Annotated in this window: 13 protein-coding genes; 3 read left to right on the top strand and 10 right to left on the bottom strand. The window is 64.1% G+C overall.

Going from position 1 to position 13,411, the window contains the following annotated elements; translation table 11 throughout:
• Positions 1 to 33: 33 nt before the first annotated feature.
• From hutH to EPN80_RS14875, 9 genes are all read right to left on the bottom strand, one after another.
• Positions 34 to 1,578 carry a histidine ammonia-lyase gene (hutH, locus tag EPN80_RS14835; protein WP_293029136.1) on the bottom strand — a complete coding sequence of 515 codons (1,545 nt, stop codon included), beginning with the start codon at positions 1,576 to 1,578 and terminating at the stop codon, positions 34 to 36.
• A 32-nt stretch (positions 1,579 to 1,610) separates the two neighbouring features.
• On the bottom strand, positions 1,611 to 2,381 hold the full coding sequence (gene hutC / locus EPN80_RS14840) for a histidine utilization repressor (RefSeq protein WP_293028785.1): 771 nt from the start codon (positions 2,379 to 2,381) through the stop codon (positions 1,611 to 1,613).
• A 17-nt stretch (positions 2,382 to 2,398) separates the two neighbouring features.
• Positions 2,399 to 3,547 carry a histidinol-phosphate transaminase gene (gene hisC, locus EPN80_RS14845; RefSeq protein ID WP_293028787.1) on the bottom strand — a complete coding sequence of 383 codons (1,149 nt, stop codon included), beginning with the start codon at positions 3,545 to 3,547 and terminating at the stop codon, positions 2,399 to 2,401.
• Positions 3,544 to 4,395: an amino acid ABC transporter ATP-binding protein gene (locus tag EPN80_RS14850; protein ID WP_047213773.1), complete on the bottom strand. Its 852-nt coding sequence runs from the start codon at positions 4,393 to 4,395 to the stop codon at positions 3,544 to 3,546. Before EPN80_RS14850 ends, hisC begins: the two co-directional genes overlap by 4 nt.
• Before the next feature lie 19 nt (positions 4,396 to 4,414).
• Entirely contained in the window at positions 4,415 to 5,080 is a 666-nt protein-coding gene (locus tag EPN80_RS14855) for an amino acid ABC transporter permease (protein WP_156884686.1), read from the bottom strand.
• Positions 5,081 to 5,090: 10 nt separating this feature from the next.
• Positions 5,091 to 5,741, bottom strand: coding sequence for an amino acid ABC transporter permease (locus EPN80_RS14860; protein WP_047213771.1), 651 nt, complete (start codon positions 5,739 to 5,741; stop codon positions 5,091 to 5,093).
• 79 nt (positions 5,742 to 5,820) lie between these two features.
• Complete coding sequence (locus EPN80_RS14865; protein ID WP_293028793.1) at positions 5,821 to 6,663, bottom strand: transporter substrate-binding domain-containing protein; 843 nt, start codon at positions 6,661 to 6,663, stop codon at positions 5,821 to 5,823.
• Positions 6,664 to 6,803: 140 nt separating this feature from the next.
• Entirely contained in the window at positions 6,804 to 8,018 is a 1,215-nt protein-coding gene (locus EPN80_RS14870; protein ID WP_293028796.1) for an acyl-CoA dehydrogenase family protein, read from the bottom strand.
• A 1-nt stretch (position 8,019) separates the two neighbouring features.
• On the bottom strand, positions 8,020 to 9,246 hold the full coding sequence (locus tag EPN80_RS14875) for a CoA transferase (protein ID WP_047213769.1): 1,227 nt from the start codon (positions 9,244 to 9,246) through the stop codon (positions 8,020 to 8,022).
• Between the two features lie 169 nt (positions 9,247 to 9,415).
• On the opposite strand from EPN80_RS14875, the gene EPN80_RS14880 reads away from it, so the two are divergent.
• From EPN80_RS14880 to EPN80_RS14890, 3 genes are all read left to right on the top strand, one after another.
• Entirely contained in the window at positions 9,416 to 10,372 is a 957-nt protein-coding gene (locus EPN80_RS14880) for a LysR family transcriptional regulator (RefSeq protein WP_293028800.1), read from the top strand.
• A 103-nt stretch (positions 10,373 to 10,475) separates the two neighbouring features.
• Positions 10,476 to 11,447, top strand: coding sequence for a 2-oxoglutarate and iron-dependent oxygenase domain-containing protein (locus EPN80_RS14885; RefSeq protein WP_293028803.1), 972 nt, complete (start codon positions 10,476 to 10,478; stop codon positions 11,445 to 11,447).
• Positions 11,448 to 11,529: 82 nt separating this feature from the next.
• Positions 11,530 to 12,912, top strand: a complete 1,383-nt coding sequence (locus tag EPN80_RS14890) for an FAD-binding oxidoreductase (RefSeq protein WP_293028806.1) — start codon at positions 11,530 to 11,532, stop codon at positions 12,910 to 12,912.
• A gap of 64 nt (positions 12,913 to 12,976) precedes the next feature.
• Here the strand turns inward: EPN80_RS14890 and EPN80_RS14895 are convergent, their stop codons facing one another.
• Positions 12,977 to 13,183, bottom strand: coding sequence for a DUF3955 domain-containing protein (locus EPN80_RS14895; protein WP_293028809.1), 207 nt, complete (start codon positions 13,181 to 13,183; stop codon positions 12,977 to 12,979).
• Positions 13,184 to 13,411 lie beyond the last annotated feature (228 nt).

Consider the following 13,411-nt stretch of genomic DNA (forward strand, 5'->3'; position numbering starts at 1 on the left):
TCCTAACAGCAATCGGGTGAAAGGGAGAAGGCCTCAACGGGCCGCGCTCGGCAACGTACGCGCCAGTATGGCGGGCGCGCCGGGCGTGAGCGCCCAGTCCTTCATCGCGGCAATGTCGGGGGCGAAATAGCGGTCTTGCTCATAGAACGCGACGCGCGAACGGATCTCGGCGAGCGCCTGCTCCATCAAGTCGGTCGAGCGCAACGGCCGGTGGAATTCGATACCCTGCGCGGCGGCCATTGCCTCGATGCCGACCACCACGGCGGTGTTCTCGACCATGTCGCCCAGCCGGCGCGCCGCGAAGGTGGCCATCGAGACGTGGTCTTCCTGGTTGGCCGAGGTGGGCAGACTGTCCACGCTGGCCGGGTGCGCCAGCGACTTGTTCTCGGAGGCCAGCGCCGCGGCAGTCACCTGCGCGATCATGAAACCCGAATTGATGCCGCCGTCGGTCACCAGGAACGGCGGCAGACCGCTCAGGTTCGAGTCGAGCAGCAGCGCCAGGCGCCGCTCGGAGATCGCACCGATTTCGGCGATCGCCACGGCCAGCGCATCAGCGGCAAAGGCCACCGGTTCGGCGTGGAAATTGCCGCCCGAGAGCACATCGCCGGCATCGCTGAAGACCAGCGGGTTGTCCGACGCGGCATTCGCTTCGATTTGCAGGATCCCGGCCGCGTGCCGGATCTGATCCAGGCACGCCCCCATGACTTGCGGCTGACAGCGGATCGAATACGGGTCCTGTACGTGTCCGCAATGGCGATGCGAGGCCAGGATCTGACTGCCGGCGATCAGTTCGTGATACACGGCGGCGATGTCGATTTGCCCGACCTGCCCGCGCGCGGCGTGAATGCGAGGATCGAACGGCACGATCGACCCCTTGATCGCCTCGAGCGAGAGCGCCCCGGCCATCACGCCGGCGGCGAACACATCTTCGGCGCCGAACAGCCCAATGAGTCCCAGCGCGGTCGACACCTGGGTGCCGTTGAGCAGCGCCAAGCCCTCCTTGGGACCCAGCACGAGCGGTTCGAGCCCGGCCTGGCGCAACGCGTCGAGCGCCGGCATGCGCCGTGCGTCGACCATCGCCTCGCCCACGCCGATCAAGGTCGCGGCGAGGTGGGCCAGCGGCGCCAGGTCGCCCGAGGCGCCCACTGAACCCTTGGCGGGGATGCAGGGGTAGATGCCTGCGTTGATCAGGCGCACCAGCGCCAGCACCACCTCAGGCCGCACGCCCGAATGCCCGCGCGCCAGGCTGATTGCCTTGAGCGCCATCACCAGGCGCACCGTGGCTTCGGGCAGCAGCGCGCCGGTGCCCACGCTGTGCGAAAGCACCAGATTGCGCTGCAGCTCGGCCAGACGGTCGACCGGAATGATGGTTTGCGCCAATTTGCCGAAGCCGGTATTGATGCCGTACACGACGGCGTCGCTCGCCACCACCTCGGCCACCACCGCCTGCGCGCGGCCGACCTCGACCAGCGCCGAGGTGTCGATCGCCAGCGGCGTGCGGCCGCGCCAGATGCGGCGCAGTTGAGCCAGGCTCACGGAGCCCGGCACGAGCGTCAAAATGTCACCGAAATTACTCATCATGTCCTCTTGGTTTGAACCGTCACTGGCCGTCAGCTTTGTTGCTGCATGGTGTCGGGTTGAAAGCGGCAGCCCAGCCGATAGCGCGAGCCGGGGTGAACGAAGCGGGCGAAGGTGACCGGCAGGCCGCGCGCCCAGGTCCGGCGCACCAGCGTCAGACACGGCTGGTCGGCGCGGATGTCGAGCCATTTGGCTTCCGTCGGGGTCGGCAACTCAGCCTCCACGACATGTTCGATCTCGTGGGCCGGCACGGTATCGAGCAGATACTGCGACGGGCGAATCGCCGTGAAATCCTGCTGCAAGAAGTCCGGCGCGCTGGCCGGATTGACGTAACGGTCTTCGAGCTGCACCGGCAGGCCATCCTCGCGGTGCACGCAAATGACGTGATACACCGAACTGCCGGCCGGCAAATCGAGCGCGGCGGCTACCTCGACGGACGCCGTCTCGCGGGCCTGCAGCAGGATCTCGTAGTCGTAGCTGTGGCCGCGCGCGCGGATTTCGTCACCGATGTGGGCGATCATCAGCAGCGTCGATTGCGGTTTGCTCTCCGCCACAAACGTGCCGACGCCGGAGAGCCGCACCAGCGCGCCCTGCTCGGTCAGTTCGCGCAACGCGCGATTGATCGTCATGCGCGAGACGCCCAGCGTATCGACCAGGTTCAATTCCGACGGGATGCGGTCGCCGGGCTTCCACTCGCCAGCGCTGACGCGCTCACGAATGAAATTCTTCACCTGCTCGTACAACGCAGCGGGCGCGGCCGGTTCCCGAACCGAGGATATGTGTGATCGGGCGTTGGGTTTCATGGCTTGGACAAGGATTCTCAAGAGCGGTCAATGGGATGCTGCGCCGGCCTGATGCTGGCGCAGGCGTGCAACGCGGCGAGAAACAGGTCGTTGTCGGCGCGGCTGCCGACCGACACGCGCATGCAGCGCTGGTAGCCGGGCTCGAGCCAGGGCTTGACGATGACGCCGCGCTCGAGCAGTCGTCTGGCCAGCGACAGCGCATGTTCGCCGGTATCGAAAAACACGAAATTGGCGCGCGAGGGTGCGACGCGATAACCGCGCTCGCGCAACGCGTCACCGATGCGCTCGCGCTCATCCGTGGCATGGCGCACGCTCGCCCGCAGATGCGCTCGGTCGTCGAGTGCCGCGAGCGCGGCGCTTTGCGCCAACCGGTTGACGTTGAACGGCGTACGTATCCGGTGCATCAGTTCGAGCATGGCGCTGTCGGCGGCCACGCCGTAACCAATGCGCAACCCGGCCAGCCCGTATGCCTTCGAGAAAGTACGCAGCAACAGCCAGGGCAGCGACGTGGCGCCCAGCAACTGCAGGCCGTCCGGGTAATCGGCATCGGTCGCCGCGTACTCGTAATAAGCTTCGTCCCACAGTACCAGCGTGGCCGGACTCAGCGCCGCCAGCAGGCGCTGCATGTCCTGGCGGCAAAGCGCGGAGCCCACCGGATTCGACGGATTGCTCAGGATCAGCATCCGGGTATCCGGCGAGACCGCGGCAATCAGACGCTCGACGTCGATGGTGAAATCAGGCCTGAGCGGCACCGTCACCACACGGGCGCCGGCGGCGGCCGGATAGATCGTGTGCAGCCCGAATGCCGGCGTCATCGTCACCACCTCGTCGCCGGGCGCGAGAAAAGTGTGCGCGGCGATCGCGATCAGATCTTCCGAGCCGTTACCGAAAATCAGCCGCGCGGGATGAATCCCGAGCTCGGCCGCCAGGCGTTCGCTCAACGCGCCGCAGGCCGGATCGGGATACTGCGCCAGTTCGGCGCCGATTTGTCCCAGGGCTGTCGCCACCGCGGGGCTGGCGCCCAGTGGGTTTTCGTTGCTGCCGAGCTTGGCCACGTGTGCCACGCCATAGGTGCGGCGCACGTATTCGGCCGACAGGCCGGCGTTATAGGCGGGCAAGTCCCGCACCGCCGGGCGTACGCGTTCGAGCAAAGGCGCGGTGCTCATGCGGCGTCTTCCTTGGAGGCGTCCTCACGCGTCCAGAACGCATTGCGGTCGAAATAGTTCTGCAGGAACTGCGACAGGCGCGGATGATGGTTGTCGTGGAAGACTTGCTGCGGCGTGCCGCGCGCCACGATAGTGCCATGATCGATGAACACGACCGTGTCGGCCACTTGCGCGGCGAAACCCATTTCGTGCGTGACCACCACCATCGTCATGCCCTCGCGGGCCAGGTCCTTCATGACCTGCAGCACTTCCCCGACCAGCTCCGGGTCGAGCGCCGAGGTCGGCTCGTCGAACAGCATGATGTGCGGCTCCATCGCCAGCGCCCGGGCAATCGCAACACGCTGTTGCTGGCCGCCCGACAGGCGCGCCGGATAGGCGTCGGCCTTGGCACTCAGCCCGACCTTGTCGAGCATCGCCAGCGCATGCTCGCGGGCTTGGTCGCGCGGCATCTTGCGTACCCGCAGCAGCGCTTCCATGACGTTGCCCAGCGCCGTCATGTGCGGCCATAGATTGAATTGCTGGAACACCATGCCGACGTTGCGCCGCACCCGGTTGATCTCGCGCTGCGGCGCGCGCGCGCGCTGGCCGTCGGCCTGATCGACATAGCCCAGCAGTTCACCCTCGATCAGCACCTGACCGCTCGAGTATTCCTCGAGGAACGCCAGGCAGCGCAGCAGCGTACTTTTGCCGGAGCCCGACGGGCCAATGATGCACACCACCTCCGATTTCCGGATGTCGAGCGAAATATCTTTCAGCACCTGTGTCGCCCCGAAATGCTTGGCGAGCTGTTTGATCTGAATCAGCGGCGCGGCATCGGCGCTGGCCGGGTTTTGATTGATAAGGTCCATAACGGCTTTTTCCGGTATTTCAGCGAATCATGAAGCGCCCGACGCGGGATTCCATCCAGCGTCCGGCACGCGCGGTCAGTTCGACCAGGGCCAGGTAGCACAGGCACAGCGTCAGCAGCGTCTCGACGAAGGCAAACGAAGCCGAGCCGATCGCCGTGAGCACGAAGGTAAGCTCGGGCACCGTGACGATCGACAACACGGCTGTTTCCTTGCTCAGGACGATGATCAGATTGACCAGGGCCGGCACGATGATCACCAGCATCTGCGGTACCTGGATGCGCAGGATCATTTGCCAGCGCGCCATGCCGAGCACGTCGGCGGCTTCCAGCTGCCCGGACGGAACGGAGAGAAATCCGGCGCGGAAAATCTCGGCAAAATAGGCGCTGCCATAAAGGCCCAGGCCCAATATGCCGGCGGTCATCGGCTCGAGCCGCAGGCCGAACGACGGGCCGCCGTAGTACAACAGGAACAATTGCAGCAAGAACGGCGTACCGCGGATGATTTCAATATAGACGCGCAGCGCCCCGCGGACGACTCGGCCGCAAAAGATCTGCAGCACGGCGATGAAAAATCCCAGGGCGATGCCGATGGCGATGCCCGCGGTCCAGGTAAAGACGGTAATGCCCAGTCCGTCGAGTATCGGGCCCGCATTGCTGGTGATGACGCTTGGATTGATATGCATGATCGCGCTCCCCTCAAGCGATCTTCAGACGCCGCTCGGCGGCCTGGCCGGCCAGCGCAAGCACGCCGTTGATGCACAGATAGATCACCGCCGCACCAAGATAAGCGGGCAACGGCTCGAACGTGCTGGCGGCGACATTCTGGGCGGTGCGGGTCAACTCCTCGACCCCGACCACCGAGATCAGCGATGAAGCCTTGAGCAGCAGGATCATCTCGTTGACCAGCGCCGGCAACGTCAGGCGCAGCGCCTGCGGGACTTGGATGCGCACCAGCATATCGAACCATGACATCCCCAGTACGCGGGCCGCCTCCAGTTGTCCGGCCGGGATACCGAGAAACCCGCCGCGCATGATTTCCGCGATATACGACGCGGTGCACAGCGAGGCGGTACCGACCGCGGCGACCAGCGGGGGTACGTTGATGCCGATGAACGGCAGGCAGTAATAGGCGACCAGCAGCTGGACCAGCATCGGCACCCCGCGAAACACGCCGACGTAGACGCCGCCGATCCAGCGCAGCACTGCATGTCGGCTCAGACGCGCCGCGCAGACCCCGGTGCCGATGAAAAAACCGATGAACAAACTCAGCAGCGAGATCCAGATCGTGCTGATCGCAGCATGCGCGAGCAACGGCATGCTTTGAACGAAGGTAGTCAAACCCGACATAGGAACACTCTCGACAAGACGCTGAAAAATCTGTCGCATACGAGGCCCGGCGCCGCTGCGCCGGGCAGTCCGCACGCGATCAGAAATTGATTGCCGGCATCGTTTGCGGCATATCCATTGCCAGCCCGAACCACTTCTTCTGCAGCGCGGCCATGCGCCCGTCCTTGTCCATTTCGATGATGATTTTGTCGACCGCGTCGATCAGCGCCCGGCTATCGGCGTCCTTGCGCCCGACAAAACCGAAGTAAGTCTTGGCGCCAAAGGTCGGCAGCACCACCGCGAAGACTTTCGGGCGTTGCTTGGCCACATAAGCCAGGTTGGGCAGCGAATTGCCCACCGCGTCGATGCGGCCGGCCGCGAGATCGGCATAGGCCTGGTTGTTGTCGATGTACTCGCGGATATCGGCCTTGCCGGGCAAGTGGGCGACGTAGGCCTGCAACTGCGCCAGCTGCGCGGAGCCCTTGCCGCCGCCGACCGGCTTGCCGGCGATGTCCTGAGGTTTGTTGATGCTCTTGTCGTCGGCGCGCTTGAGCAGCGCCGTGGTGGCATCGGCGATCGGCAAAGTGAACGCGTAGCGCGCCATGCGCGCCTTGGTGATCGTTACCGGTCCGCCCACCAATTCGAACTTGCCCGCTTCAAGTCCCGGGAGCACGCTAGGCCACGGCAAATCGAGAAATTTCACCTTCACGCCGAGTTCTTTGCCGACTTCGTCGAAGAAGTCTTTGTTGAACCCCTCATGCTGGCCGTTTTGCAGAAAATCGAACGGCGCGAACTGCATTTCGGTGCCAATCGTGAGCACTCCGTCGTGCTTGACTTTGGCGAGCAAATCCTCGGCGTGGGCAGTCACCGTCAGCGTTGCCAGCGTCACTGCGCATGCGCACAGCGATAGAGCACCCCGTTTGAAGATGGAAAAAGATTTCATCGACGCTTCTCCTAGTGTGTAGACTGACAAAACCGACCTCGGTCCGGAGGCTGGTGGAGCGATTGCCCAACGACGCTAACGATGCTGACCATACCAGTATATACAACTCATTTGAATTAGAAATCGGTTTCTTATAGGTGTTAACCAGCCCCCCGCGCCGGTTCCGGCATGGCGCTTGCTGGGGCGTTGCCCGGCAATGATGGCGTACTTGAAGGGCGACCCAGCATGTGCCTGGCGATGACGGTGCGCTGGATTTCCGACGAGCCTTCATAGATGCGCATGATGCGAGCGTCGCGCGCGAAGCGCTCGAGCGGCATGTCGCGCGTGAAGCCGTAGCCGCCATGAATCTGCAAGGCCATGTCCGTGACGTAAGCCGCCGCTTCGGAGGCGTACCATTTGGCCATCGCGGCGGCCTCCGTCAAAGGCTGTGCCGCGCCGCGCCTGGCGGCGGCCTGCAGCGTCAGCAGCCAGGCGGCCTCCAGACGCACTTTCATGTCGGCCAGCATCCACTGAATGCCTTGCTTGCAGGCGAGCGGCTCGCCTCCGACGATGCGCTGCGCAACCCAGTTCAGCGCGGCGGCCAGCGCGGCTTCGGCGATGCCGATGCAGGTCGAGGCAACGTCGAGGCGGCTGTTGTCGAGCACTCGCATCGCGGTACGAAAGCCGCTTCCCTCCTCACCCAACCGGTTGGCGCGCGGCACGACGCAGTCAAGCACGATTTCGTGCGCCGGCGCGCCGCGAATACCCATCAACTTTTCCGGCGGCGAAATGGCCACGCCCGGAGTGCCCCGCTCCACCACGAATGCACTGATACCGCGCACGCCGGCTGCGGGGTCGGTTTTTGCGTACACGACGATAAAGTCCGCGTGGCCCGCATTCGAGATGAAGTGTTTGACCCCCTGAATCCGATAGCCATCGCTGTGCGCGGTCGCGCGCGTTGCCATATCGGCCGGATTCGAGCCGGCGCGCGGTTCGGTCAGGGCGAATGCCCCGAGTCGGGTGCCCGCTGCCGCTGCGGGCAACAGGCGGTCGCGGATGGCGTCGTCGCCGCCGATCAGCACTGAGTCGGTAGCGAGGTAATGCGCGCCGACCATCGAGGAGGTCGCGGCACAGGCCTTGGCGATCTCGACCAGTGACAGGATCACGCCGGTGGGCGAAGCACCGACCCCGCCCCAGCGCTCGGGCAGATTCATGCCCATCACACCGAGTTCGGCCAAGGCCGGCACGTAGCGTGTCGTGGCTATCTCCTCCTCGTCCACCTGACGGGCATGTGGCGCCAGTTCGTGTTGTGCAAAGCGCTCGATGGCGCTGGCGATTTCGATGTCGTCGTGTTCAATGCCGAGTCTGGGCAACATGTCATGGCTCCTGTGAAGCGGTCGCGCGGGCCGGGCCGAACGCCCCGGCGGCGCGCAATTGCGCGATGCGCTCCGGGCTCAGGCGCAGGCAGTCTGCGAGGATGGGTTCGGTATGCTCGCCCAGGCCAGGCGCACGCCCAACCCGGTTGGCTGCATAGCCCGAGAATTTGACCGGTTGCGACGGCACGCGCGCGGCCGGGCCGTGCGGTGCCGGCACTTCCGTGAGCAGCGCACGAAACGCCGCGTGCTCGCTCTCGAGTGCCTGCTTGACACTCCAGATCGGCGCCACCGGAATGTGTGCGTCGCCCAGGATGCGGTTGACTTCGGCCACGGGCAACGCGGCGGACCACGCTTCGATGCAGCGCCGCAATTCCGGCTCGAAGCGGCTGCGGGCGTCGTCATCGGCATAGCGCGGATCGGTAGCCAGGTCGGCGCGGCCGATGGTGCGGGCAAAGGTTTCGAACAAACGGTTGTTCAACACGGCAACCACATAGAATCCGTCGGCCGCGCGGTATGCGCCGAACGGCGCCGAGCACGGGTGTCGATTGCCGACGCGTTGCGGCGTCAAACCGGTTGCCGCGTAGCGCGCGACCAGCGTAGCCATCAGGCTGAGCGTGGCATCGAACATGGAAACGTCGACCTGGGTTCCACGGCCGGTCTGCTCGCGCGCAAACAACGCGGCCAGCACACCCCACGAGGCGAACAGGCCGCTGACAACGTCCGAGATCGACTCGCCGACCAGCGTCGGCGGCCCGTCCGGCGAGCCCGTGGCGTCCATCAGGCCGCACATTGCCTGCAAGACAATGTCGTAAGCCGGCCGGTGCGATTCCGGCCCGGTCTGGCCGAATCCGGACACGCTTGCATAGATCAGCGACGGGTTCAAAGCGGCGAGCGCGGCATACCCGATGCCGAGGCGGTCGGCCACGCCCGGGCGAAAGTTCTCGACCACCACGTCGGCATGCGTGGCCAGTTGTTGCGCCAGCGCGCGCCCGTCGTCGGATTTCAGATCCACGACAATACTCTGCTTATTGCGGTTGATTGCCTCGAACAGGCCGCTGCGACCATTGACGAAGGGGCCGACCGCGCGGTAGTCGTCGCCGCCGGGCGGTTCGACCTTCAAAATCTCGGCACCAAGGTCGCCCAGCAATGCGGTGCAAAAGGGGCCTGCCAATACCCGCGAGAAGTCCACTACGCGAATGCCGGCCAGGGGCAGTCGTTGTGCAATCAAGGTTTACCTCCCATGCAGAAATAACGCACAAGCAGCGATGAACATGCGGCTCACGGCCAACTGCCCTCGATGTCCGAGGCAGCTTCATGCCACATCCGCCAGGCTATTCTGAGTGCGCGCAGCTATTAGGTAAAATATGGAATTCATTTAATCGATATAGGATTTTTTAATGCATATCTCGCTACGGTTGTTGCGGTATTTCGTGGCGGCGGCCGAGACCGGCAGCACCACGGCCGCCGCCAGGGCGCTGAATGTGTCGCAGCCGTCGATCTCGGTGGCGATCCGCGAGCTGGAGTCTGTGTTCAACGAGGCATTGTTCACGCGCGGGCTCGGCTCTGGCCTGATTGCTACGCAATTCGGGGAGCGCAAATTGAGCGAGGCACGTCAGCTGCTGGCGGTGGCGGCGGCGTTCGAGGCGGACGATGGCGGAAACGCAGCGGCCGGCGAGGTCCGGCTCGGTGTTTTCACGACCATCGCGCCGGTTTATCTTCCGTCCTTGCTGAGGATTGCCCAACAGCGATACCCCAAGCTTTCGATCCGCTGCGAAGAAGGCGATCTGGCCCAATTGGAAAGCCGTCTTCAGAGCCATCGCATCGATCTCGCGCTGACCTACGATGTCGGGCTGCCTGCTGGCATCGAGCGCGAGTGCCTGGCCGACCTCAAGCCGCACGCGCTGATTCCGGCCGGTTCGCGCCTGGGCAAGACCCGCGGGCCGGTATCGTTGCGCCAGTTGGTCAAGGAGCCGTTTATTCTGATCGACCTGCCGTATAGCCGGGAATTTTTATTGGCGCCATTCTGGCAGTACGGTCTCTCGCCCGAGGTCCGATATCGGGTCGCGTCGATTGAACTGGCGCGGGCCATGGTGGCGGAAGGATTGGGCGTGACCTTGCTGATTACGCAAAAAAGCGCAACTATGCATACGCCGACGCTGGTCGAGCGGCCGATTCGGGAAGAGACGGTGCGCCAGCCGCTGGTCATCGCGCGCGCCGCGCAGGCTTTGCACACGCGCGCGTCGCAATTGGTTGCAGAGTGCATTCACGCGGCGGTGCAGGAAACCCTGGTGCGGCGATCCGGGCGCCCGCGCACCGGGGAAACGCCAATAGCCGCGCCAGGGCAACCGAGGTAGTATATACCGGTACAAACACCGTATCGCCCCACTGGGCTGGCGCATTTGGGCAGATTCGGCCTTTCTCTTGCGCATTGCGGCAATCACCTGGAGGATGAGCATCATGGCGCAGTTGGCTGGCATTCCTTTGATCGACATGGCGGCAGTCAGGGCAGGCAGCCGCGACGGGCTCGAACGGGCAGCGCGCGAAATCCGCGAGGCGTGCACGACGATCGGTTTCTTTTATATTAAAAACCACGGCGTGCCGCAGGCGGCGATCGACGGCGCCGCGCGGGCCGCCCGCGAATTTTTCGCTCACCCGATCGACGTCAAGCGCCGGGTGGCGGTCAATCACCGCCATCGCGGCTTCAACTCGCTGGGCGACGCGACGATGTACCAGGCGACCAAACCGGACTACAAGGAGTTTTTCAGCATCGGGCTGGAACTGCCGGAGGACGATCCCAATGTCATGGCCGGCGAAGCGCTGCGCGGGCCCAACAACTGGCCCGATTTCATGCCATCGCTGCGCCCTGCGCTCTACGGTTATTACGAGGCAATGGGCGCGTGCGGCGCCGACTTGCTGCGTGCGATCGCCATCAGTCTGGATGTCGATGAACATTTTTTCGCGCAGCGCTATGCCAAGCGCATGCAACGCACCCAGATGGTGTATTACCCGCCGCAGCCGCCGCAATCCGACGCCGACCAGTTCGGCGTAGCGCCGCATACCGACTATGGCTGCATCACCTTGCTGTGGCAGGACAATATCGGCGGGCTGCAGGTGCGCGAACTCGCCAGCCAGTCGTGGATCGACGCGCCGCCGATCGAAGGCACGCTGGTGATCAACGTCGGCGACCTGCTGGCGCGCTGGTCGAACGATCGCTTTCGCTCGACGCTGCACCGTGTCATCAACCGTTCCGGGCAGGAGCGATACTCGATTGCAACGTTCTACGATCCGACCTATGCCGCAGTGGTCGATCCGCGCGATCTTGGCGTCGCGCCGGGTGCCTCGCTCTATGAGCCGGTGGCCGCGGGCGATTACATCCTGGGGCGTATCAACGCGTCGATGGGGTACCGCAAGAAAGCAGCTGCCGGTTAAGCGTCGGGCTGCAGACGAAGCTCGGACAAATGGATGATTCGACGTGGCACCGCTTCGGTTGCCCGCTAAAAGGCTTATATTCATGAGCGACATTTTCTCCGCCCTGCGCTATGCCGTGGGCGAACAGGCCATTCGGACCGGCGCTGCAATCAACCCCAAGCATTTCACCGACTGGACACGGCACGCACCGGCACAGCCGCTGGCCGTCGTGTTTGCGCGCAGCACCGAACAGGTCGCGGCGGTGCTGCGTTTGTGCAATGCGCACGGCCAGCCCGTGGTGCCGCAAGGCGGCATGACCGGGCTGGCAGGCGGCGCCATTCCCGGCACGGCCGACATTGTGCTGTCGCTCGAGCAGATGGCGGGTATCGAGGAAATCGATCCGGCCGCGGCCACCATGACGGTGCTGGCCGGCACGCCGTTGCAAGTGATTCAGGAGGCCGCGCGGGAGGCGGGTTTCGAGTTCGGGCTCGATCTCGGTGCGCGCGGCTCGTGCCAGATCGGCGGCAACATCGCCACGAACGCGGGCGGCACGCGCGTGATTCAATCCGGCATGACGCGTGACCTGGTACTCGGCCTTGAGGTCGTGTTGGCCGACGGCACGGTGCTCAGCTCGCTCAACAAGATGATCAAGAACAACACCGGTTACGATCTCAAGCAGCTATTCATCGGCTCGGAGGGTACGTTGGGCGTGATCACGCGGGCGGTGCTGCGTTTGCAGCCGCAACGTACCTCATGCCAGACCGCGTTGTGCGCGTTGCCCGACTATGACACCGCGGTGAGATTTCTGCACCAGTTGCGCCGCCACCTCGGGGGCGACGTCAGCGCGTTCGAGCTGATGTGGCCGTCGTTTTTCGAGTTGGGCGTATCGCTCACGCGTGACAGGAAAAGCCCGTTTGCCGAACGCCACCCCTTATATGCCCTGGTGGAGCAGCGCGGCTTCGCCGAGCAGGCCGATGCCGAGCGCTTCGGCGCCGCATTGAGCGAGGCGCTGGAGGCCGGCTGGCTATCGGACGCGGTGCTGGCCCAATCGGGCAGCGAGGCCAACGCCCTGTGGGCGATTCGCGAATGCACCGCCGAATTTCCGCAACGGCTAGCGCCGATCAACTTCGACATCAGCCTGCCGATCGGCAAAATCGGCGCCTTCGCCGACGAATGCCAGCAGCTGTTCGATGCGCAGTGGGGACCGCATCTGTCGCTGTTCTTCGGCCATATCGGCGACTCGAACCTGCATGTGACGGTCGACGGCAACACGGTGCCGGGCGTCACTCACGAGGCGGTCGATCAATTGGTGTATTCGCTGCTACGCCGGTACGGCGGATCGGTTTCGGCCGAGCATGGCATCGGTTTGCTCAAGCGCGAATTCCTGCCCTATTCCCGGACTGCCGAGGAACTGGCCTGCATGCGGCGCATCAAGCAGGCACTCGATCCCAAGGGCATTCTGAATCCAGGCAAACTGTTCGAATAGCATTGGCCTCAAATGGCCGGGTGACACACCCTTGCCGTGCCCGGGACGATCTGCCCGGAGCATCCTACCGCCGGGCGATGCGACGCCAGAGCCGGCCGATGGCGCCGGCCATCAGGCCGCAAGTGCCAAGCGCAATGCATAACCAGCCGAGCGCCAACAACGCGAATGGCTCGTGCAATTGACCGTTCGGTGCAACTTCGCTTCCGGACGCTGCAAACAGCACCAGGCACAGGGCACCGATGACGAACAACAGAACAGGGATGTATTTCATAACGTGGCTGATGCAGTCGTGGTTACTGCCCGGGCGGTTCGGAGCCCTGCGTGCGGCAGTCATTGTTACACCGATTTCGGGACCCTATCAAGGTAAATGCCATTGCGCCGACGAACCCCCGCCATGCGTCCGGTTTGTGCTGCGCGAGGCGCCGTTTGCGATTTGTCGAGCGACATAAATATCAGAATAATCTATATTTCGATCGGAAATCATGATTTTTCGTTAGAC

The sequence above is a fragment of the Pandoraea sp. genome (genome assembly GCF_004297875.1).
GTDB lineage: Bacteria > Pseudomonadota > Gammaproteobacteria > Burkholderiales > Burkholderiaceae > Pandoraea.

Coding starts and splice junctions, on each gene's coding strand:
- hisC (WP_293028787.1), bottom strand. CDS start 3,547: ATGAGCACCGCGCCTTTGCTCGAACGCGTACGCCCGGCGGTGCGGGAC.
- EPN80_RS14885 (WP_293028803.1), top strand. CDS start 10,476: ATGGCGCAGTTGGCTGGCATTCCTTTGATCGACATGGCGGCAGTCAGG.
- EPN80_RS14895 (WP_293028809.1), bottom strand. CDS start 13,183: ATGAAATACATCCCTGTTCTGTTGTTCGTCATCGGTGCCCTGTGCCTG.
- EPN80_RS14890 (WP_293028806.1), top strand. CDS start 11,530: ATGAGCGACATTTTCTCCGCCCTGCGCTATGCCGTGGGCGAACAGGCC.
- EPN80_RS14870 (WP_293028796.1), bottom strand. CDS start 8,018: ATGTTGCCCAGACTCGGCATTGAACACGACGACATCGAAATCGCCAGC.
- hutC (WP_293028785.1), bottom strand. CDS start 2,381: ATGAAACCCAACGCCCGATCACACATATCCTCGGTTCGGGAACCGGCC.
- EPN80_RS14880 (WP_293028800.1), top strand. CDS start 9,416: ATGCATATCTCGCTACGGTTGTTGCGGTATTTCGTGGCGGCGGCCGAG.
- hutH (WP_293029136.1), bottom strand. CDS start 1,578: ATGAGTAATTTCGGTGACATTTTGACGCTCGTGCCGGGCTCCGTGAGC.
- EPN80_RS14850 (WP_047213773.1), bottom strand. CDS start 4,395: ATGGACCTTATCAATCAAAACCCGGCCAGCGCCGATGCCGCGCCGCTG.
- EPN80_RS14860 (WP_047213771.1), bottom strand. CDS start 5,741: ATGTCGGGTTTGACTACCTTCGTTCAAAGCATGCCGTTGCTCGCGCAT.
- EPN80_RS14865 (WP_293028793.1), bottom strand. CDS start 6,663: ATGAAATCTTTTTCCATCTTCAAACGGGGTGCTCTATCGCTGTGCGCA.